The sequence below is a fragment of the Micromonospora violae genome, assembly GCF_004217135.1.
GTDB lineage: Bacteria > Actinomycetota > Actinomycetes > Mycobacteriales > Micromonosporaceae > Micromonospora > Micromonospora violae.
Genome location: NZ_SHKK01000001.1, coordinates 601,376 through 621,341 on the forward strand (window position 1 = coordinate 601,376; position 19,966 = coordinate 621,341).

At 72.4% G+C, this 19,966-nt stretch carries 16 protein-coding genes; 8 read left to right on the forward strand and 8 right to left on the reverse strand.

Annotated elements, in window-relative coordinates:
- Positions 1 to 6: 6 nt before the first annotated feature.
- A complete protein-coding gene (locus EV382_RS02720; RefSeq protein ID WP_130400069.1) occupies positions 7 to 2,043 on the reverse strand; it encodes a glycosyl hydrolase family 28-related protein in 2,037 nt (678 codons plus the stop codon).
- A 253-nt stretch (positions 2,044 to 2,296) separates the two neighbouring features.
- Between EV382_RS02720 and EV382_RS02725 the strand changes: the two genes are divergently transcribed.
- The 3 genes from EV382_RS02725 (at position 2,297) to EV382_RS32540 (ending at position 4,218) form a co-directional block, all read left to right on the forward strand.
- Complete coding sequence (locus tag EV382_RS02725) at positions 2,297 to 3,379, forward strand: PIN domain-containing protein (RefSeq protein WP_130400070.1); 1,083 nt, start codon at positions 2,297 to 2,299, stop codon at positions 3,377 to 3,379.
- A gap of 274 nt (positions 3,380 to 3,653) precedes the next feature.
- Positions 3,654 to 3,875: a hypothetical protein gene (locus EV382_RS02730; RefSeq protein WP_030335934.1), complete on the forward strand. Its 222-nt coding sequence runs from the start codon at positions 3,654 to 3,656 to the stop codon at positions 3,873 to 3,875.
- Between the two features lie 184 nt (positions 3,876 to 4,059).
- Complete coding sequence (locus tag EV382_RS32540) at positions 4,060 to 4,218, forward strand: hypothetical protein (protein ID WP_165435700.1); 159 nt, start codon at positions 4,060 to 4,062, stop codon at positions 4,216 to 4,218.
- 41 nt (positions 4,219 to 4,259) lie between these two features.
- Here the strand turns inward: EV382_RS32540 and EV382_RS02735 are convergent, their stop codons facing one another.
- From EV382_RS02735 to EV382_RS02750, 4 genes are all read right to left on the reverse strand, one after another.
- Positions 4,260 to 4,808, reverse strand: a complete 549-nt coding sequence (locus EV382_RS02735; protein WP_130400071.1) for a DUF1062 domain-containing protein — start codon at positions 4,806 to 4,808, stop codon at positions 4,260 to 4,262.
- 241 nt (positions 4,809 to 5,049) lie between these two features.
- Complete coding sequence (locus tag EV382_RS02740; protein ID WP_130400072.1) at positions 5,050 to 6,111, reverse strand: Gfo/Idh/MocA family oxidoreductase; 1,062 nt, start codon at positions 6,109 to 6,111, stop codon at positions 5,050 to 5,052.
- A 102-nt stretch (positions 6,112 to 6,213) separates the two neighbouring features.
- Positions 6,214 to 6,879 (reverse strand): response regulator transcription factor, encoded by a 666-nt coding sequence (locus EV382_RS02745; RefSeq protein WP_130400073.1) that lies wholly within the window; start codon positions 6,877 to 6,879, stop codon positions 6,214 to 6,216.
- Positions 6,867 to 8,159 carry a sensor histidine kinase gene (locus tag EV382_RS02750; protein ID WP_130400074.1) on the reverse strand — a complete coding sequence of 431 codons (1,293 nt, stop codon included), beginning with the start codon at positions 8,157 to 8,159 and terminating at the stop codon, positions 6,867 to 6,869. The genes EV382_RS02745 and EV382_RS02750 overlap by 13 nt, the downstream gene beginning before the upstream one ends.
- A 137-nt stretch (positions 8,160 to 8,296) precedes the next feature.
- Between EV382_RS02750 and EV382_RS02755 the strand changes: the two genes are divergently transcribed.
- The 3 genes from EV382_RS02755 to EV382_RS02765 all read left to right on the forward strand — a co-directional run bounded on the left by EV382_RS02755 (position 8,297) and on the right by EV382_RS02765 (position 12,634).
- Complete coding sequence (locus EV382_RS02755; protein WP_130400075.1) at positions 8,297 to 9,064, forward strand: TetR/AcrR family transcriptional regulator; 768 nt, start codon at positions 8,297 to 8,299, stop codon at positions 9,062 to 9,064.
- Between the two features lie 125 nt (positions 9,065 to 9,189).
- On the forward strand, positions 9,190 to 10,404 hold the full coding sequence (locus EV382_RS02760) for a low temperature requirement protein A (RefSeq protein WP_165435701.1): 1,215 nt from the start codon (positions 9,190 to 9,192) through the stop codon (positions 10,402 to 10,404).
- The gene (locus EV382_RS02765; protein WP_244236515.1) at positions 10,397 to 12,634 is read left to right on the forward strand and encodes a hypothetical protein; all 2,238 of its coding nucleotides are present in this window, start codon (positions 10,397 to 10,399) and stop codon (positions 12,632 to 12,634) included. Before EV382_RS02760 ends, EV382_RS02765 begins: the two co-directional genes overlap by 8 nt.
- Before the next feature lie 53 nt (positions 12,635 to 12,687).
- Here the strand turns inward: EV382_RS02765 and EV382_RS02770 are convergent, their stop codons facing one another.
- From EV382_RS02770 to EV382_RS02780, 3 genes are all read right to left on the reverse strand, one after another.
- Positions 12,688 to 13,086: a hypothetical protein gene (locus tag EV382_RS02770; protein WP_130400077.1), complete on the reverse strand. Its 399-nt coding sequence runs from the start codon at positions 13,084 to 13,086 to the stop codon at positions 12,688 to 12,690.
- Positions 13,083 to 13,532 (reverse strand): hypothetical protein, encoded by a 450-nt coding sequence (locus tag EV382_RS02775; protein ID WP_244236516.1) that lies wholly within the window; start codon positions 13,530 to 13,532, stop codon positions 13,083 to 13,085. Before EV382_RS02775 ends, EV382_RS02770 begins: the two co-directional genes overlap by 4 nt.
- A 361-nt stretch (positions 13,533 to 13,893) precedes the next feature.
- Entirely contained in the window at positions 13,894 to 14,772 is an 879-nt protein-coding gene (locus tag EV382_RS02780) for an alpha/beta fold hydrolase (protein ID WP_130400078.1), read from the reverse strand.
- 126 nt (positions 14,773 to 14,898) lie between these two features.
- Here EV382_RS02780 and EV382_RS02785 point away from each other — a divergent pair, with 126 nt between their 5' ends.
- Entirely contained in the window at positions 14,899 to 18,225 is a 3,327-nt protein-coding gene (locus tag EV382_RS02785) for an ATP-binding protein (RefSeq protein WP_130400079.1), read from the forward strand.
- A 72-nt stretch (positions 18,226 to 18,297) separates the two neighbouring features.
- Complete coding sequence (locus tag EV382_RS02790; RefSeq protein ID WP_130400080.1) at positions 18,298 to 19,920, forward strand: Na+/H+ antiporter; 1,623 nt, start codon at positions 18,298 to 18,300, stop codon at positions 19,918 to 19,920.
- Positions 19,921 to 19,966: the final 46 nt, after the last annotated feature.

Here is a 19,966-nt window from a genome sequence, read left to right on the forward strand (position 1 = left end):
CCGCTCTCACCACCGGGCCGGAGGCGGGGGCGGCGACACGGGTGGCCGGTCGTCGCAGGTGATGGTGTTGGGCAGCAGCCACGGGGCGAGCCACCCGCCGTCGTTACCACCGAGGTCGGTCAGTGTGAACTCCGAGCCGGCCGGGGTGAAGTGGAAGGACCCGCAGTTGTTGACGCCGACCGCGCCCACGTTGCGGGCGTCCACGTTGGCGAACGAGGCGGACCCCGCCGTGCGGGCGCTGACCACCGAGGTGCCGGTGCCGTCGACGCGGACGTTGCGGAACCGCACGTCGGAGATCGAGTAGAGGTCCTTCACCGGCCAGTCGCTGACCAGCATGATCGCGTTGTACGTGTTGTCCAGGTACGCGTCGCCGGTCACCTCGATGCGTGCCTCGATGCTGCGATCCAGGGCGAAGATCCAGATCGCGCCCAGGCCGATGTTCCAGTTCAGCTCGTACGTGCCGGCGCGGGCGGTGGTGTTGTTGGTGAACCGCAGGTGCCCGTTGAACGGCTCCGCACCGAAGCGGGACCCGGCGTGCAGACCGCTGCCCTCGCGTACCGGGTCTGCGACCAGGTTGTGCGAGACGGTGGTGTCGGTGCCGCCGTAGATGGCGATGCCGTTGGCCAGGGTCGGCGACTGCACCGTGTTGTGGTCGAACGTGTTGCGGGCGTTGGCCGTCTTCTCCGACCACATCGCCAGGCCGTCGTCGCCGGTGTTGCGGACGAAGGTGTGCGACACCCGGGAGTCGGTCACGCCGGTGTGGAAGTTGAGCGCGTCGGCGATCTGGTCGACGATGATGGTGTTGGTGACGCGGACGTTGCGCATCGGGCCGTCGAACCAGATGCCCACCTTGGTGTGGTGCAGGTAGAGCCCGTCGATGGTGGAGTCGTTCATCGCCCCACCGATCGCGTTGACCTGGTCGGTGTCGATGCGCTCCCGTACGTCGCCCTCGATGGCGAAGCCGGACAGGTGCACGTTACGGCTGCCGCCGTCGGCGGCGTCCCGACCGTAGAACCCGACTCCGGTGTGCACCGAGCCGTCCGGCGCGGGGGTCGGCAGGGCGACCTCACGGCCCTTGATGATGGTGTGCCAGTTGCCGGCGCCCTCGATGGTCACGTCGTCGACGATGATGTGCCGGTTGACCTGGTAGGTGCCCGGCGGGATGTACACAGTGAGGTGGGTGCGCCGGGCGAAGGCGATGGCCCGGTCCAGCGCGTCGGCGGAGTCGCGCCGGCCGGTGGGATCGGCGCCGAAGGCGAGCACGTTCGCCGCGAGCAGCCGGACGCGCGGCGGCGCGACCAGTTCGGAGTCGAGCAGGTCGATGACGGTCCAGGCGGCGCTGCTGCCGGGCGGCGCGGTGAGCCGGATCGTGTCGCCGGCCCGGTAGGTACGCCCGAGCAGTAGTCGCTGCTCGTCGTAGAAGTGGGTGGGCCTGAACGGCGTGCTGATGCTCGGGTACGGCGTGGTGGCCGCCGGCACGCACTGGCATTCGGTGATCCACCAGTCCGGGTGCAGCAGCCCGGCCTGCGGGTCGTTGGTGAACGGGTACTGGTTGTAGAGCCACGAGTACTGCGACGTGAGCGTCATGGTGTGCAGGTGTTTGCCGTTGACGGCGACCCGCAGCGGTGCGGTGATCCCACCACCCTGCGGCGCGTCCGGGATGCTGTACCGCACGGTGATCCCGTTCGCCGCGCGGGGCAGGACGAACTCCACGTACTCCCCGGGGGTGAGCCGGACCGCCCGGCGGCCGGAGGCTTCCGAGGCCAGCGTGTAGGCGGTCCGGTCGGGCCCGATGATCTCGCCGTTGGTGTGGGCGTTCTCCGCTTCCTGCTCGAGAAAGTCGACGTCCGCGCCGCGTCCGGCGACCAGCGCCGGATCGAGGGCGGCCCGGGTGACCACCGGTTGCCGGCCGGTGGACCCGGGTGGACTGGCGGCGGCCGTGGTCGGCCCGGCGACCAGCACGGCGAGGCCGGCCACGAGCGCGACGGCGGTGCCGCTGGGCCGGCCGGGGCGTTCCCGCGTCGGCGTGAGGCTGCGAAACATCGGTGACCCTCCTGGGTGGATGGTGGTGGAGGTCCGCCCGGCGTTCCCCCGACGCCCGACATTGATCGTCATGATGCAACACCAGACATGACACTGCAAGACGCCTATCGAACAACGAAAATAAACGACTATCCGACTGCAAGAAATGGACGGTCGTCGAGTTGAGATGGGCCTTTGCTCTGCACCCGCGGACGCGACACCCGGCGCGCGTCGCCCGCCCCGACCAGCGCACGTCCGGCGTAGGCTGATTCGCGTGGATCAAGAAGATCGGATCGCCCTCTTCCTCGACTACGAGAACCTCGCGCTGGGCGCGCGCGACCATCTCGGTGGCGCGCCCTTCGACTTCCGGCCCATCGCCGACGCGCTGGCCGAACGAGGCCGGGTGGTGGTCCGCCGGGCGTACGCCGACTGGTCCTACTTCGACGAGGACCGCCGAATGCTCACCCGGTCCCACGTCGAGCTGATCGAGATCCCGCAGCGGATGGGCGCGTCCCGCAAGAACGCCGCGGACATCAAGATGGCCGTCGACGCGATCGAGCTGGCGTTCGAACGCGACTACCTCTCCACCTTCGTGATCTGTAGCGGTGACAGCGATTTCACCCCGCTCGTGCACAAGCTGCGTGAACTCAACAAGCGGGTCATCGGCGTCGGGGTCGAGGGGTCCACATCGGGGCTGCTACCCCCGGCGTGCGACGAGTTCCTCTACTACGACCGGCTGGAGGGCGTGGACATCCCGCCGGCCCGTGGCCGGCGCGCACGTCCCACCAGCCGGCAGGCCGGCGCGGAGCAGCGTCCACCGGAGTCGGAGCAGGAGACGGACCGTCCGGCGCGGGAGGCGGAGCCCGATCGGGACGTGGACACGCTCGCGGTGCTCGTCGCCCAGTCAGTCGCCGGCTTGCAGGGCAGTGCCAACGGCGACGTCACCGCCTCCCGGCTGAAGCGCACCCTGCTGCGCAAGGACCCGACCTTCAGCGAGTCCGACTACGGCTTCCGCACCTTCGGCGAACTGCTGCGCCACCTCGCCGAGCGCAACGTGATCGAGCTGGCCGAGGGCCCGGCGAAGGGTGACCCCGAGGTGTCGTTGCCCGAGCACGGCGACCGGGAGGTGGCGTTCGGCCTGCTCCGCGGCGTCGTGGCGGACCTGGGCAGCGGCGGAAACCCGGTGGCGTTGTCCGGGTTGAAGAACCAGGTACGCCGGGCCCGTCCGGACTTCAGCGAGAAGAAGCTCGGTTACCGCAGCTTCCTCCAGTTCTGCAAGGCCGCCGCCACGGCCGGCGTACTCGACCTGCGCTGGAGCCCCGAGGCCGACGACTACCTCCTGACCACCCAACCCTGACCCCCTTTTTCGCGCGTTGATCAAGAGGTTTGCGTCATCGGGAGCGCGTTTCGCGACGCAAACCTCTTGATCAACAACGGCTGAGGTGGGAGTTGCGGCGGCCGGGCAGAGTGGGACGGGGTTTCTGATCTGCGAGTTAGGAGCGAGAGAACGGCCCTCGATGGTTTCGAACCGTCAACGGTTGGCCCGAAACGCGCCTGGATTGTCACTCTTGTCCCGGTCAGTGCACACCTGCGCCGTACCCTCCGCGCGGGAATTGCTATACGGTCGGCGAATGAAGGTGGAGGAACACTGGTGGAACGGAGACACGACCCCGCGCGGGCGCCGGGACGTGTACATCCGTACTGATGGGCAGGGTTGGGAGGTCCGCGCCCAGATCGGTGGGGCGTCGGGTCGTGAGCGGGTGCAGCAGTGCCCCAGCCGGGCCTCGGCGGCCATCCTCGCCGACGCCTGGCGCGGCACCCACCCATCCTGGCGCGAGCTGAAGCAGCGCTGATCCGGCACCGGGCCGGGTCGGCAACGCTCCCGGGCTATCAGCCCGGCGCGCCCGCCGACCGGCCCGGCGCTCGGTAACGAGGCTCCGCCGAAAATGCTTCCAGCGGCCAGCCGTACGACGATTCCTCCGTGTTCCCGCCCTCAGGTCGGGTACGCGGGGGTCTGCCGGTCGATGGAGGTCGCTCATGTCGCAGGGTCCTGATGAGGAGAACCCCAGGCTCGACGACGAGGTCCGCGAGGCCGAGCGTCGGCTCGCCAACCTCGCCACCTCGTCGGACGACGTGCTGACCGACGACGACGCGCGGGCACCGGACGGCGCCTACTCGGAGGAGACCGCCGACTAGGGGCCTGCCCGGCGTTCTGCCGGACAGACCCCGAGGACGGGTCAGCGTTTGAGCGTGAAGGTGAAGTCGCCGGAGATCCTGCCCCTCAACTGGACCGCCGACACCACCTTCCCCTCCGTGATGAGACGGTCGACCTCGGCCCGCGACAGACCGAACCCGTCGGCGATCAGTCGGGTCGGGCGGACCGGGATCCGCGCCGCGAAACGGACCGCGACGTCGATCACGTCGTGGTCCAGGTGATCCGATCCGCCGGTGTCGAGACGCCAGGCGTCGGTCCAGTCCAGGGCGAACCGGTTGCGGTGCTGGACACCCGGATCCTGGAGCAGTTCGGCGATCAGGCCGGGGTCGTTGGCGTGCAGGCGGTCCAGCAGGTCGGTGGGGATGGTGCGTACGGTCATCCGCTCCAGCAGCGTGAGCTTCGCCGTCTCCCCGCAGACGATGCAGAGCGCGAGAAGCCAGGCGTCGAGGAGCTTGTGGTTGGCGTTGACCCGGAACTTGCCGCTCGCCCGAAGGCGTTGGGATGCGCACCCGTGGCAACGGCGGCGAATGATGGGCAGGCAGGTGGGCACGACGGCCCAATTGTTGAGCACAGAAGTACACCGGTCTCAGTGAGAAGTCCGCAGCAAGAAGGAGCGCGGCGCAGGTACGCGACGCGCGACAGATCAGCTCTTGGGGGGTCTCACAGGGTGTACAACGGCACGTCCTTGCCTAGCCGACCGAGGTTGCGCAGCACCGTATCGACGCACGGGGGCGCCGTTCCACTGGTTTTCGGGTACGCGTCAGCAGCCCCGGTGATGAGGGGATGCTGACCGGTCGGGTATCAGGCCCTGGTCAGTCGGTCGGGACCGGCAGCACCACGCCCTCGGCCGCCGACCGGTGCGCCAGCTCAATCAACTCGACCGTGTCGACCGAGTCCCGGGGGTCCACCGGCATCGGTGCGCCGTCGCGCAGCGCGGACGCCACCTGCGCGTAGAAGCTCTGGTACGCGCCGGGCTCCGTCGGCACCGGCCGGAGGTCACCGTCGACGCCGAGCAGGCCGTAGCGCTCCGGCGGGACCTCGCCCCAGCCCGGCTGGTCCGGTCGGCCGCCACCGTGCAGCGCCGCCTCCTGCACGTCGAGGCCGTAGCTGGTGTAGCCGGCCCGGTCGCCCAGCACCCGCAGGCGCGGGCCGAGTTGGGCGGTCACCGCGCCCATCCACAGGTGCGAGTGGACCCCGCTGGCGTGGGTCAACGCCACGAAGGCGTCGTCGTCGACAGCTGCGCCCGGGCGGCGACGGTCGACCTCCGCGTAGACGCGGTCGACCCGACCGAACAGCTGCACCGCCTGGTCGACGAGGTGGGCACCGAGGTCGAAGAGGGCGCCGCCGGCCTCCTCCGGACCGGCGAGCTCACGCCAGCCCGGCTTGATCGTCGGACGGAACCGCTCGAACCGGGACTCGAAGCGCAGCACCTGCCCCAACTCGCCCTGCTCGACCAGGCGTCGGACGGTCAGGAAGTCGCCGTCCCACCGCCGATTCTGAAAGACCGTCAGTGGCACCCCACGCTTGGTCGCCTCGTCGATCAGCGCGTGGCCCTCGGCGGCGGTCGGGGAGAGCGGCTTGTCGACGACGACCGGCAGGCCCGCGGCGAGCGCCGCGCGCGCCATCGGTACGTGCTGCCGGTTCGGCGTCGCCACCACGACCAGGTCCAGGGCGTCCGGGGTACGCCACAACTCGTCGACGTCGTCGACCAGGCGGGCGTCCGGGAAGTGCTGTCGTGCCTGCTCGCGCCGCTGCGGATCACGGGTCACGATGGCCTCGAGTCGCAGCCCCGGCGTCGCGGCGATCAGCGGTGCGTGGAACACCCGGCCCGCCAGCCCGTACCCCAGCAGACCTACCCGCAGCGCCTTCGCCATATCGTGCCCCCGTCTCCCTGGTCCGCGCCCTGACCTGGCGTCGGTACCGCTGAGGTGAATCTACGCCCGGGGCGGCCGGGCCCGATCTCGGCCCGGCGCTGGTCAGCGCAGCGGATCGGAGCGCAGGTAGGTGAGGACCGCGAGCACCCGCCGGTTGGTGTCGTCGCTGGGTGGCAGGTCGAGCTTCAGCAGGATGTTGCCGACGTGCTTGCCGACCGCCGCCTCGCTGACGTGCAGCCGACCGGCGATCGACGCGTTGGATCGTCCCTCGGCGAGCAGCGCCAACACCTCGCGTTCCCGGCCGGACAGCGCGGAGAGTGGGTCGCGGGGGCGGTGCAGCAGTTGCCGGACCACGTCCGGGTCGATGGCGGTGCCGCCGGCCTCGACCCGGCGCAGGGTGTCGACGAACTCGGTGACCTCGGCGACCCGATCCTTGAGCAGGTAACCCACCCGTTGACCGTCGCCGCTGTCCAGCAGCGCCGCCGCGTACCCGGTCTGCACGTACTGGCTGAGCACCACGACCGGGAGGTGGGGTCGCTCGGCACGCAGCGCGACGGCCGCGCGCAGCCCGTCGTCGCGGCGGCCCGGCGGCATCCGGATGTCGGTCAGCACCAGGTCCGGTTGGTGTTCGCGGGCCGCCCGCAGCAGGTCCGGCGCCGTGCCGACGGCCGCGCACACCGTGAAGTCGAAGCGGGTCAGCAGCGCGACCAGGCCCTCTCGCAGCAGCACCTCGTCCTCGGCGAGCACCACCCGGGTCACCGACGACATGGCAGCTCCACCCGGACCACTGTAGGACCGCCGGGCGGGCTGGACAGCAACAGCCGCCCGTCCACCGCGGCGACCCGGTCGGCGAGCCCGGTCAGGCCGGTGCCCCGGGCCGGGTCGGCCCCGCCCCGGCCGTCGTCGGTCACCTCGACGACGAGGTCACCGCCGGCCCGGGTGAGGCGTACGGCGGCGCGGGTCGCCTGGGCATGCCGGGCGACGTTGCCCAGGGCCTCGGACACCACGAAGTAGGCGGTGGTCTCGACGATCTCCGGCAGCTCGTCGCGCAGGTCGGCGGAGACGTCGACCGGGACGGTGGCGGCGTCGGCCAGCTCGCGGACCGCACCGGCCAGGCCGAGGTCGGTGAGGCTCTGCGGGCGGATGCCGTGCACCAACTGCCGCAACATCGCCATCAGGCCCCGCGCCTGGTCGTGCGCCACAGCGAGCGGGCGGGCGGCCGGGGAGTCCTCGGGTACGTCCAGCCGGGCCAGCCCCAGCTGGAGGGTGAGGCTGGTCAGCCGGGGTTGTGCGCCGTCGTGCAGGTCGCGTTCGATGCGGCGGCGTTCGGCCTCGTACGCGCCGACCAGCCGGGTGCGGGAGCGGGCGACCTCGCGCAGCGCCGCCGCGTCCACCGGGCGGGCCAGCACCCACCGGACCACGGCTGCCTGGAGCGCGGCGAGCAGACCGGCGGCGTACCAGAGCGCCGGGATCAGCAACACACCCACGATCGCGTACGGAATAGCTTCGCCGGTGCTGTCGATCGGACGCCAGATCACCACTGGCTGGTTGGCGTCCCCGGCCAGCAACGGGCTGGAGATCATCCCGAGGTCGAGCAGCACCAGCACCAGGAACACCCAGTAGGCGACCGGCGCGAACCCGCCCAACCAGAACAGGTACGCCACCTCCCGCCAGGTCGCGGCGCTGCGGTAGCGGGCGACCAGGCCGGGCCACGGCGACGAGGCCAGCGGACGACCGTCGACCAGCCCGACCCGCCACCGCTCGACGGCGGCCACCGGAAAGCTCACGATCGGGGCCAACGCCAGCAGGGTGAGGCTGCCCATCGCCAGGAACAGCAGTAGCGCGATGCTCGGCGGTCGGCCGTGCAGCCGCAGCCCGTTGACGGCGGCCAGCAGGGGTGCGCCGATGACGAGCAGCCCCACGCTGAGAATGCCGGCGATCGGCACGGTGGTCACCAGATAGGCCAGCGCTCGCCAGGGCCATGCGGAGAGCAGCCAGCGGCGGCTGCGTAGCGCCTCAGCCAGGTGTGAAGGGTGTTCCGTGGTCATGCAGCAGACGCTAATCGGGGGCGACCGGGTGCCCCAGCCGTCCAGATCCACTCTTCGGGGTATGCCCAGCACTACCGCCGAACGGGTGTGCGGCGCAGGCGTACGGCGTACGGCTGCGTTGGTAGGATGGCCGCACCATGGCGAGTGAGCGCAAGGCGACCGCGGACCCGGCCCGCAGCCTGGCCCTGCTCTGGCGCACCCGGGAACCGACCAGTCGCAGCGCCGGTCCGGCGCTCAGCGTCGACCGGATCGTCCGGGCCGCGATCGAGATCGCCGACTCCGAAGGGCTCGACGCGCTGACCATGCGCCGGGTCGCCGAGGCGCTGGGTGTCGGCACGATGTCGGTCTACACCTACGTGCCGGGCAAGGCCGAACTCGTCGCCGTCATGGTCGACACCGCGTACAGCGAGATGCCGCGGCCCGCCGTCGAGGGCGACTGGCGTACCCGGCTGGAGCGGATCGCCCGCGACAACCTGGCGCTCTACCAGCGGCATCCCTGGATGCTGCGGGCCGAGACGACCCGACCGGTGCTCGGCCCGCACCTGATGGCCAAGTACGACCACGAGCTCCGCGCGATCGTCGACATCGGGCTCACCGACGTCGAGGTCGACGCGGTGCTCACCCTCGTGCTGGGGCACGTGAAGACCGCCGCGCGGGCCGCCTCCGAGGTGGTCGACCTGGAACGCGAGACCGGCATGACTGACGACCAGTGGTGGCAGTCGCACGCGCCCCTGCTGGAGACGTTCATGACGGCCGGCGCCTACCCGACCGCGTCCCGGATCGGCACCGCCGCCGGCCAGCAGCACGGCGGCGCGTACGGCCCGGAGTACGCCTTCGAGTTCGGCCTGCAACGCGTCCTCGACGGGGTCGCGGTGGTGGTCGCCGAGCGCGCAGCCGACCGGTAGCCGGCCCGCTCAGCGGCGGCCGCCACCGCCGTCGACAGCCCCCGGCTCGACCGAACCGACCCGGGCCCGGCCCACCGGGTGGTACGACTGGGGCGGCGGCAGCTGCGGGCCGGGGAAGGATGGCGATGGCGGGCGGGCTTCCGGGACGACTACTGCTGCGGCGGGAGAACCCGGGCAAGACGTCGTTCCTGGAGCTCTTCTTCGACCTGGCGTTCATCTTCGCGCTGACCCGGCTGTCCCGGGCACTGCTCGACGACCTCAGCCTCACCGGCGGTTTCCGGGTGCTGCTGATGCTGGCGGCGCTCTGGTGGGTGTGGTTCGTGACCGCCTGGTCGGCGGACTGGTTCGACCCCCGGGCCCCGCTGATCGTCACCCTGCTGCTCTGGGTGATGTTCGGCGGCCTGCTGATGGCTGCGGCCGTACCCACCGTGTTCGACGGGCACGCCATGGTGTTCGCCGTCGCCTACGTGGCCATCCACCTGGGCCGGGCGGCGATCCTGCTCCCCGCGTTGCAGGGGCACCCGCTGCAGGTGCGCAGCCTGCGGGTGGCGGTCTGGTTCGCGATCTCCGGGGTGCTGTGGGTGGTCGGGGCGGCTGTCGCCCCGGCCCGGGAGGTGCTGTGGGCGTTGGCGCTCGTGCTGGAGTACTCCCTGGCCCGACTGCGCTGGCCGTTCCCACGGCTCGGGCGTAGCACCTGGCCGGAGCTACAGGTGAGCGGCTCGCATCTGTCCGAGAGGTACCAACAGATCTTCATCATCGCCCTGGGCGAGCTGATCCTCGTCACCGGCGTCACCTACAGCCAGTCCGGCCTGGACCGGTACAGCACCGTGGCCTTCGCCCTGGCGTTCGTGACCGTGGTGGCCCTCGCCCGGCTCTATCTGGTGCCCGCCGGTGCGCGGCTGGGTGCCCGGATCGAGGCGGAGGGCCCGCCCGGCAGCAAGCTGACGCTCCTGGCGGGCTACCTGCATCTCGTCATGATCGTCGGCGTGCTGGGCACCTCGGTGGCGATGGAGATCGCGATCGCCGATCCGAGCGAACGCGACCCGGGGCAGTTGGTGGTGGGCGTCGTCGGCCCCGTGCTCTTCCTGACCGCCCGGATCCTGCTCGCGGCGGTTGTCGACGGCACCCTGCCCTGGGCGCGCCTGATCGGTGTGCCGGCCATCATCCTGGGCGGGCTGGCGGCCTGGAGACTTCCGCCGGTCGGCACCAGCGCCGTCGTCGCCGGAGTGTTGCTGCTGATCGTCCTGCTCGACGCGATGCCTGGACTGCGCCGACTCGTCCGGCCGGTCGGCGGCCGCGACGCACCCGACCAGCGGCCGGGGGTACGTCCCGATGCCTGAGGGGGAGCCGGACGACGATGACCAGCCGCGAAGCGGCGACGGCCATCAGCCGCAGAGCGGCGACGGCCACCAGCCGCAGAGCGGCGACGGTGACCAACCGCGCAGTGACGACGTGGTGGAGTTGCGGGTGCACGGCGTGTCCGGGGCCGACCCCACGGTCATCCTCGACCGGGCGCCGGTCCGGCAGGTCGCTGGCGACGACAGTGGGGGCTTCCACCGCCCCGACCGGTCGGGCACCGACCCGGACGGGGTGACGCTGGAGGCGTACCGCTGGGGTGACCTGCCGTCGGGCACCGTGGGCCGGACCGTCTCCATGGTCTTCCTGCTGCCGTTCATGCTCAGCAACGTGGCCGTGTGGATGCGGCCCACCGGCCACCCCCGTGCCGCCTGGGTCACCATGCTGTGCCGGCTCCTCGCACTCAACCTCACCGTGCTGTACGTGGTGTCCGTCGCCGGAGTCGCCCTCGACCTGCTCGCCTGGCGGTGTCTCGGCGCGACCCGCTGCCGCGAGCCCTTCGACACGATGACCGAGCTGCACGGCCGGCACGTCGGGCAGCGGCTGGCTGCGCTGGCGCTCCTGCCGATCGCCGCCATCGCGTTCCTCCGGCTGCTCGGCACCCGCCGGTCCCGCCCGGTCGGCAACGCTCCGTGGGCCATGGAACCACTGGTCCGGCGGCTGCGGGCGATCCACGTGGCCGCCGCGCTCGCCGTACTCGATCTCATCCTGCTGGTGGCCCGTCGCGCCGCGGGCGCGACGGTCGGGACGACGCTGCTGCTGACACTCAGCGTGGTGGTGCTGCTGACCTGCGTCGGCCTGCTGGCCGCCCCAGGGCTGATCGACCGGGCCGCGACCGAGCGCCTGGCGGAGCGGACCGCCCGCACCACAGGTGTCGTGGCCGGCGGTCTGAGTGTGGTGACCCTGATCGTCGTCGCCCGCGACGAGCGCGACTGGCCGTCGTCGGCCACACTGCCTGGCTACGGTGAGCTAGCGGGAGGGGCCCTGCTCGGTCAGATGACCCTCCTGGTGCTGCTCAGCGCGTTGGTGCTGTGGCACCGAGGTTGGTCCGGCGGGCGGGCCACGTTGCGGCGTGGGTTGGGCGCGGCGGTCATCGCCGCGTTCGCGGTCGGCCTGGCCGGCGGGCTCTCCGCCGGCCTCGTCTACCAGACGGGGGAGTTGCTCGGCGGTTACCGTGGCGACGGCGGGCCACCGCTGCCGTACCGGTGGACGCTGCTGGCCTTCTTCCTGCACGCGGTCGCGGCGGTGCTGCTGTCCGGCGTGCTCACCCTCATGTCCCGACGGCGGCGGCGTCGGGCGGCGACGGCGATCACCCGGCTCGACTTCCCGGTCGTGCCGGCGGAGGCGTCCGGGCGCTTCCGGTTGACGATGACGACGATCGCTCGGGCGCGGTTCACCGAGTGGCTGGGCCCGCTCGCGGCCACGTACGCGGTACTCGCGGTGATCGGACTGGTCACGAGCCTGTTGGGGCGTGCTGGGCGGGATCCGGAGGAGTTGACGCGGCAGCTGTTCGGGTTGCCGGCGGGAGCCGTCGAGATGGGGCTCACCGGCAGCACCTACCTCCTTGCCGCGGTGCTCCTCACGCTCCTGTCCGGCGGTGTGTTCGCCTACCGGACCGCGTGGTTCCGCCGGCACGTCGGCATTCTGTGGGACCTGGGCACCTTCTGGCCGCGTGCCGCGCACCCGTTCGCACCCCCGAGCTACGCCGACCGTGCGGTGCCGGAGTTGGCCAACCGGATCACGCAACTGACCGAGCGACACCGCGGGGTGCTGCTCTGCGGGCACAGCCACGGGTCAGTCCTGCTCGCTCTCGCGGTGCTGCGGCTGCCTCCGCGCGTCCGCGAGCGGGTCGCGCTGCTCACCTACGGGTCACCGCTGGACCGGCTGTACGCCCGGCTCTTTCCGGCCTACCTCAACGAGGAGGTGCTGCGCGAGGTGGGCGAGCGGGTCGAGTGGCGGTGGCTCAACCTGTGGCGGGACACCGACCCGGTCGGCGGGTGGATCTTCGCCGCGCACCGGCCCGGCGACCCACCCCCGGACCCGGCCGATCCGGCGGGCCAGGTCGACCGCCGGTTGCGGGACCCACGGGACCTGCTGCCGGGGCCGGGAGAGCGGTCCGCGCCGCCGCTACGGGGGCACCATCCGGGCGAGACCGACCCCGAGTTCCGGGCGGCGGTGCGCGAACTCACCGCACGCCTGTGCGGCGCCGGCTGAGGGTGCCGGCCGCACGGCGGCTGAGGGTGCCGGCCGCACGGCGGCGACGCTGGTCACCGTTCCATTTCGGGAATCCGATCCGTCTCCGCCACCGTCGCTCTGACCTTGCGGAGGGTGGCGTCGGGGGCGCGGATCGCGGCACGCCAACGGTCCAGCGTGCGAGTGAGCACCCGGACCACGAACTGCAACTGGTTGACCTGCTCGCGGAGCACACCCAGCTCGGACCGCGCGCTGAGCGCCTCGCCCTCCAACTGGGTGATCCGCGTCTGCAACGGCTGCACCAGGGTGAGGGCGGCCTCGGTGAGCGTGTCGGCGGCATCGGCTTTGAACTTCCCTCGCTGCACCACGACGGTGGCGATCGCGGCCAGGCCGGTGCCTCCGCCGAGGATACCGAGCACGCTGAGCGCCACCTGCACCCACTGCGGCGCGGCCGGCGCGGGTCCGGTATTCACGTGACACCTGCCCGGAGTTGGTCAGCGGGGACAATGCCGCAGGCTCGGGCCAGGCGATGCAGGTCGATGGCGATCTGCGCGGCCCGCCAGAACGACCCGACCGTCACCGCCATCACGAACGACGTCGCGGCGATGGAATTTCGCCCCGACATGACCAGTAGGGCGACCGCGTACATGCCGGTGATGGTGCCGAGCACCAGCACCGACGCGAGTTCGAGGCCGAGCCCGGTGGAGAGTCGGCCGGGCCACAGGATGCCCAGTAGGCCACCGACGCCCACCGCGATCAGGCCCAGCTCCCAGGCGAGTTGGATGGGTGCTGGCATGGACGTCTGCACGGACGTCGGCCGGACGTCGAGGGTCATCAGCAGAATGCCGCACAGGGGTGCCGCGGCCAGGACAGCGATCTCGTACGGTTGGTGGCGGGATCGGATGCGTAGGTACCCCACAGCGACTCCTTGGTCAAGGACCGTCGTCCGTCACCGCCCGGTGGGCCGGTGCCGTTCGGTCGCGATCCTGGTGTGGCGGTCCGTACGGCCAAAGCCCGGTGGCGCGGCTGCGGGTGAACGATCGTTAGGCGAGGAGGTGCAGCGACTCGCCGTCGTTGGCTGCCGGTAACTGCCTGTGTATCACCAATGACCGGTTGGCGTCCACCTGGTGTAACGTCGTGTTTGCGCAGGTCAGAGCCGCCTTGACAGCTTTTTGGGTGCCCCGGGCCGGAGGCGGCCCGGCCGCACCGTCACCCCGCGACAACGAGTGTCGGATATCTTGCCGAGGGGATCACCGTGGTGTGGTCGGGCCGCCGATCGATCAACGGGCCAGCAGGGAGCGCACCGCCCGGAGCACCTCGGCCGGCGCCTCCTCGGCCATGAAGTGGCCACAGCTGACCGTCTGGTGCTCCAGGTCCGGGGCCCACGCCCGCCACACCGCCGCCGCGTCGTAGCCCAGCGCCGCGCCCCAGTCCTGCTGGAGCACGGTCACCGGCATCCGCAACTGGTTGCCGGCCGCCCGGTCGGCGCCGTCGTGGGCCACGTCGATCCCGGCCGACGCCCGATAGTCGGCGACGATGGAGGGGATCGCGGCACGGGACGCGCGCAGGTACGCGGCCCGCACGTCCGCCGGCAGGGCCTCCGGGTCCCGGGTCCAGATGTCCAGGAAATGACCGAAGAAGGCGTCCGGGCTGCCCGCGATCAACTCCTCGGGCAGACCGGGCGGCTGCGCCATCAGGTACAGGTGAAACGCGACCGCGGCGCTGGTGCCGTGCAGCACGTCCCACATGTCCAGGGTGGGCAGCACGTCGAGCAGGGCCAGTTGACTGATCGCCGCCGGGTGGTCGAGGCCGGCGCGGAACGCGACCAGCGCGCCCCGGTCGTGCCCGACCAACGCGAACCGATCGTGACCGAGCGCGCCGGCCAGCGCCACGATGTCGGCGGCCATGGTGCGCTTGGCGTACCCGGTGCCATCGGTGTCCAGGGGCTTGTCGCTGTCGCCGTAGCCACGCAGGTCGGGGCAGATGACCGTGTGGTCGGCGGCCAGGTCGGCCGCGACGTGCCGCCACATGAGGTGGGTCTGCGGAAAGCCGTGCAGCAGCACGACCGCCGGCCCGGAACCGCCCACGGCGGCGTTGAGCGTCACACCGTCGGCGACGGTGACGCGTCGGTAGTCGAATCCGGTGATCCTGGGGTCCACGGGGAACCTTCCTGGTGAGCAGTGCCGGCGGGGGCGGTGGCCCGTCGCCGTCGTACCTCGTCGAGCCTGCCCAGCGGTGATCAGCAGCCGGTCAGCGTCGGATCAGTGCCGGCCTAGATTGGTGCCATGACCAGACAGCTGACGGCGCCCGTCGCGGTGACCTTCGGCGTCCTCGGGCCGGTGACCGCCGCGACCGAACGCGGTCCGGTCCCGCTGCGGGGACACCGGCAGCGCCTGGTGCTGGGCCGGCTGCTGATCGCCCAGGGGCGGGTGGTGCCGGTGGATCGGCTCGTCGACGACCTCTGGGAAGTCGCTCCGGACGGGGCGGTGGGCGCGATCCGGACCTTCGTCGCCGATCTGCGCCGGGCCCTGGAGCCCGATCGACCACCCCGGCAACCGCCCCGGATCCTGGTCACCGAGCCGCCCGGATACGTGTTGAAGGCCGCCCCGGACGCGGTGGACGCCGGCCGGTTCGAGGCGGCCGTCGGGGAGGCCGGCCGGCTGTTGGCGGCCGGACGTCCCGCGCCGGCCCTCGCCGCGCTGGAGGCGGCGCTCAAGCTCTGGCGCGGGCCCGCCTACGCCGACTGCGCCAACGAGTCCTGGGCGATCGCGGAGATCAACCGGCTGAACGAGCTGCGGAATCTCGCCGTTGAGCGGCGGGCGGAGGCGCTGCTGGCGGTGGGCCGGCCGGACGAGGCCGCCGCGGACCTACCGGCACACCTGGCCCGCCATCCGCTGCGGGAGGACGCCTGGCGGCTGCTGGCGATCGCCCGGTACCGCGCCGGCCGGCAGGGCGACGCGTTGGCCGCGCTGCGGGAGGCCCGGGACGTCCTGGTGACCGAGTTGGGCGTGGACCCGGGGCCCGAGCTGCGGCGGCTGGAAGCCGACATCCTGGCCCAGGCGCCGCACCTCACCCCGCCCGTCGACCCAGCCGCCACCCCCGACCTCGCCGAATCCGGTCGACCCGCCGCGGCCGGGCAGCGGCCGTTCGTCGGCCGCGCCGCCGAGCTGACCCGGCTGCGGCGTGCCGCCGAGGCCGCGTCCCGACACCGCCAGCCGACGCTCGCCCTGCTCAGCGGCGACCCGGGCACCGGCAAGACGGCGCTGGCCGAGGCCCTGACCCAGCGACTCGCCGCCGAGGGCTGGCACACGGCGTGGGGAGGCAGCCCGGAGTACGAGGGTGCCCCGCCAGCCTGGCCGTGGACCCAGATCACCGACGCGCTCGCCGGGCCCACCGCCCCCGCAGCCGTCGCCGACCGTGCCGACGGCCCGGCGGACCCCGCCACGGCGCGGTTCCGTCGGCACCGCGCGGTGGCGTCGCTGATCTCGGCGGTCGCCGACCGAGGGCCGGTTCTGCTGGTCCTCGACGACCTGCACCGCGCCGACGGTGACACCCTGGACCTGTTGACCGCGCTGCTCGCCGGTCCGCAGCCGGCCAGCGGGCCGGTGCTGATCCTGGGCACCTACCGGGCCACCGAGATCAGCCCGGAGCTGACCGCCGCCCTGGCCCGCGCGGCCGGGCTGGAACCGGTCCGGGAGTACCTCGGCGGCCTGCCCGCGTCGGCGACCGGTGAACTGGCCGGCGTCATCGTCGGGGCGGAGCTGGACCCGGCCACCGCCCAGCTGATCCACCAGCGCAGCGGCGGCAACCCGTTCTTCGTCCGCGAGTTGGCCCAGCTCTACGCCGGTGCCGGGGAGGCGGCGCTGGCCTCCGTGCCGCCCGGCGTCCGCGACGTGATCCGGCACCGGTTGGCGCAGCTGCCCGACTCGACCCGTACCGTGCTGCGGCAGGCGGCCGTGCTCGGACGCGACGTCGACCCGGACGTGCTGGGCGCGTTGGCCGGCGACCCGACGGCAGCGCTGGACGCCGTGGACCGTGCCCTGGCGGCCGGGTTCCTCAGCGAGCGGGAGCCCGACGGGCGGCTGCGCTTCACCCACATCCTGGTCCGCGACACGCTCTACGCCGACCTGTCCGCGCCGCGCCGTTCCGCCTGGCACGCGGCCGTCGCCGCGGTGCTGCGCCAGCGGAAACCCGTCGAGCCGGCGGCCCTCGCGTACCACCTGCTGAGCGCCGGTGGGCCGGTCGCCGCCGCTGAGGCGTCGACGTACGCCGCGATGGCGGCCGAGCAGGCCGAACGGGGCGGTAACCCCCACGAGGCGGCCCGCCTGTGGGGTCAGGCGGTCGACGCGTACGACCGGGCCGGTGGGGTCGAGCCGCGCGGGCGGGTGACCGCGCTGCTCGGCCTGGGGCGGGCGCTGGCCGTGACCGGCCGGCTGGCCGAGGCGCGGCGGCGGCGGGCCGAGGCGATCAGCGCCGCCGAGTCCACCGGCGACCCGCTGCTGATCCAGGAGGTGCTGGCGGGCTTCGACGTACCGGCCAGTTGGACGCGTAACGACGACGACGTGCTCTCCGGGCACATCGTCCGCGCCGCCGAACACGCCCTGACCGCGATCGGCCCGACCGGCTCGGCGCAGCGCAGCCGGCTGCTGAGCACGCTCGCGCTGGAGCTGCGCGGCACCGCCACCGATCGGGGCCGCCGCGCGGCCGAGGAAGCGGAGACGATCGCCCGCCGCATCGGCGATCCGGGGCTGCTGGCCTTCGCGCTCAACGCCCGCTTCATGCACGCCTTCCACCGCGTCGGTCTGGCCGACGCGCGGGCCGGCATCGGCGTCGAACTGGTCGACCTGGCCGCCCGGCACCACCTGGTGACCTTCGAGGTGCTCGGCCACCTCGTCCTGGTCCAGGCCAACTGCGCGGTGGCCGACCGGTCCGGCGCCGACGCACACGCACGCGCCGCGGACCGCCTCGCGCAGCGGTACGAGCTGCCGTTGGTCGGCGTCTTCACCGGGTGGTATGCCGCGCTGCGCCTGGCCCTCGACGGCGAGTCGGACGCGGCGGCCCGGGCGTACCGTGCGGCCGCCGAGCGGGTGAGCGCCGACGGCATGCCGGGGCTGACCCAGGGGCTGCTCCCACTGGCCCTGCTCGGTCTGCGGCTGGCCGACACCATCGGCGCGCAGCAGCCGACCACCGGGCTCGCTGGTGCCGGTTCGATCGTCGGCGGGCCCGGCGCGGAGGACTGGGCGGAGCTGGACTGGGGGCCGCACGAGCCGTGGGTCCGACCGTTGCTGCTGCTCGCCGCCGACGACCGGAATGCCGCCGCAGCCGCCCTGCGCGCGGTCCCGGAGGGGCCGCACGACCTGCTACGCGAGGTACGGCTCTGCCTCGTCGGTCGGGCGGCGCGCGCCCTCGACGACCGGGCCACGATGACCCGGGTCCACGCCGACCTGCTGCCGGCCGCCGACGAGATGGCCGCCGGCAGCGGGGTGCTCACCGCCGGCCCGGTGGCCGGGCACCTCGCCGATCTGGCCGCCGCGCTGGGCCGTGCCGAGGAGGCGGCCGAGCACCGCCGTCGGGCACGCGCGGTGACCGCCCGCGCCCGCGACACCGCCTGACCGTCCCCCACCGCCACGGATCACTCACGGCCTTGCCGGTTTCCGCCGGAACCCGTCGCTGGGTGCGGTCAGATGGAACCACCGGCGCGCCCACCGTCGGTCCGGTCCGAGGGGGTACGCGTGGAGGCGCTGGTCCTGATCGTGGTGCTCGGCGTCACGGTCCTCGTCGGCACCACCCTCGGCGGTCGGTACCGGGTGGCCCCGCCGGTCCTGCTCATCGCGTTCGGCGTGCTGCTCGGGCTCACGCCGCCGCTGTCCGAGGTCATCCTGGAACCGGACCTGGTCCTGCTGATCTTCCTGCCGGCGATCCTGTACCGGGAGAGCCTCGCCATCAGCCTGCGGGAGATCCGGGCCAACCTGCCGGTGATCGGGCTGCTCGCCGTGGTGTTGGTGGTGCTCACCATGGTCACGGTGTCGTTCGCCGCGCAGGCGTTCGGGGTGAACCCCGCCGCCGCCTGGGTGCTCGGCGCGGTCCTCGCGCCCACCGACGCCGCAGCGGTCACCGGGTTGGCCAAGCGGCTGCCCCGCAAGCTCCTCACCACCCTGCACGCGGAGAGCCTGGTCAACGACGGCACCGCGCTGGTGATCTTCGCGGTGACCGTGGCTCTGCTCAGCCACAGCGCCGAGCCGGGCGTGCTGGGCATCAGCGAGGAGTTCGTCGGCGCCAGCCTCGGTGGTGTGGTCGCTGGTCTGCTGGTGGGGGCCATCGTGGTGCTGGTCCGCAAGCGGCTCGACGATCCGCTGCGCGAGGGCGCGCTCAGCGTGCTGACACCGTTCGGCGCCTTCCTGCTCGCCGACTCGGTGCACGCTAGCGGTGTGCTGGCGGTGGTGGTCGCCGGCCTGGTGCTGTCCTACGCCGGCCCACGGGTGATCCGCGCCCGGTCCCGGGTGTTGGCGTTCGCGTTCTGGGACCTGTCCACCTTCCTGATCAACGGTGGATTGTTCGTCCTGCTCGGCACGCAGATTCCCCGCGCGGTACGGGGCATCACCAGCACCTCGACCGGGCGGGCTCTGCTGATCGTGCTGGTGGTGACAGCGGTCGTGATCGGCACCCGGATGTTCTTCGTCTACCTGACCGCGCAGATCGCACGGCTGCGACGACGCCGCATCACGGACCCGAACCAGGGGCCGTCGAACTGGCGGGTGGGGACCGTCGCGGGCTGGTCCGGTTTCCGCGGTGCCGTGTCGCTCGCCGCCGCCCTGGCCGTCCCGACGATGACGGTCGACGGTCGACCGGTTGTCGAACGCGACCTGATCATCTTCGTCACCGCCCTGGTGATCGTGCTGATCATGCTGCTCCAGGGCACCACCCTGCCGTTGGTGGTGCGCTGGGCCGGGCTGCGCGGTGACCCGGAACGCGTGGACGAGACCCGGCTTGCCCGTCGGCGGGCGACCGAGGCGGGCCTGGCCGCCCTCCCTGAGATCGCCGCCGAGGTCGGTGCCGAGCAGGAGTCGGTCCGTCGGTTGCAGGCCGAGTACCAGCGGCACCTGGTGGACCTTGAGGAGTGCGGTGGGGACACCGCCGAGGAACGCCGCCTGGAGCGGCAGCTCCGCCTTCGCGTCCTCGCCCACAAGCGCCGTGAGGTCACCCGCCTGCGTGACAACCGGGAGATCGACGACCTGGTGCTCCAGGAGCTCCAATCCGCGCTGGACAACGAGGAGATCCGGCTGCTGGGGCGCGGGCCCAACGAGTGACCGGGTGCCGGCAACCCCCGTCGGACCCCAACGTTCGGGGCGAACG

Bases quoted from the DNA above. Each gene is read 5' to 3' on its own strand.
- EV382_RS02750 (WP_130400074.1), bottom strand. From the start codon at position 8,159: ATGACCACGGAACACCCTTCACACCTGGCTGAGGCGCTACGCAGCCGC.
- EV382_RS02740 (WP_130400072.1), bottom strand. From the start codon at position 6,111: ATGGCGAAGGCGCTGCGGGTAGGTCTGCTGGGGTACGGGCTGGCGGGC.
- EV382_RS32540 (WP_165435700.1), top strand. From the start codon at position 4,060: ATGTCGCAGGGTCCTGATGAGGAGAACCCCAGGCTCGACGACGAGGTC.
- EV382_RS02765 (WP_244236515.1), top strand. From the start codon at position 10,397: ATGCCTGAGGGGGAGCCGGACGACGATGACCAGCCGCGAAGCGGCGAC.
- EV382_RS02785 (WP_130400079.1), top strand. From the start codon at position 14,899: ATGACCAGACAGCTGACGGCGCCCGTCGCGGTGACCTTCGGCGTCCTC.
- EV382_RS02755 (WP_130400075.1), top strand. From the start codon at position 8,297: ATGGCGAGTGAGCGCAAGGCGACCGCGGACCCGGCCCGCAGCCTGGCC.
- EV382_RS02730 (WP_030335934.1), top strand. From the start codon at position 3,654: ATGAAGGTGGAGGAACACTGGTGGAACGGAGACACGACCCCGCGCGGG.
- EV382_RS02790 (WP_130400080.1), top strand. From the start codon at position 18,298: ATGGAACCACCGGCGCGCCCACCGTCGGTCCGGTCCGAGGGGGTACGC.
- EV382_RS02760 (WP_165435701.1), top strand. From the start codon at position 9,190: ATGGCGGGCGGGCTTCCGGGACGACTACTGCTGCGGCGGGAGAACCCG.
- EV382_RS02720 (WP_130400069.1), bottom strand. From the start codon at position 2,043: ATGTTTCGCAGCCTCACGCCGACGCGGGAACGCCCCGGCCGGCCCAGC.
- EV382_RS02745 (WP_130400073.1), bottom strand. From the start codon at position 6,879: ATGTCGTCGGTGACCCGGGTGGTGCTCGCCGAGGACGAGGTGCTGCTG.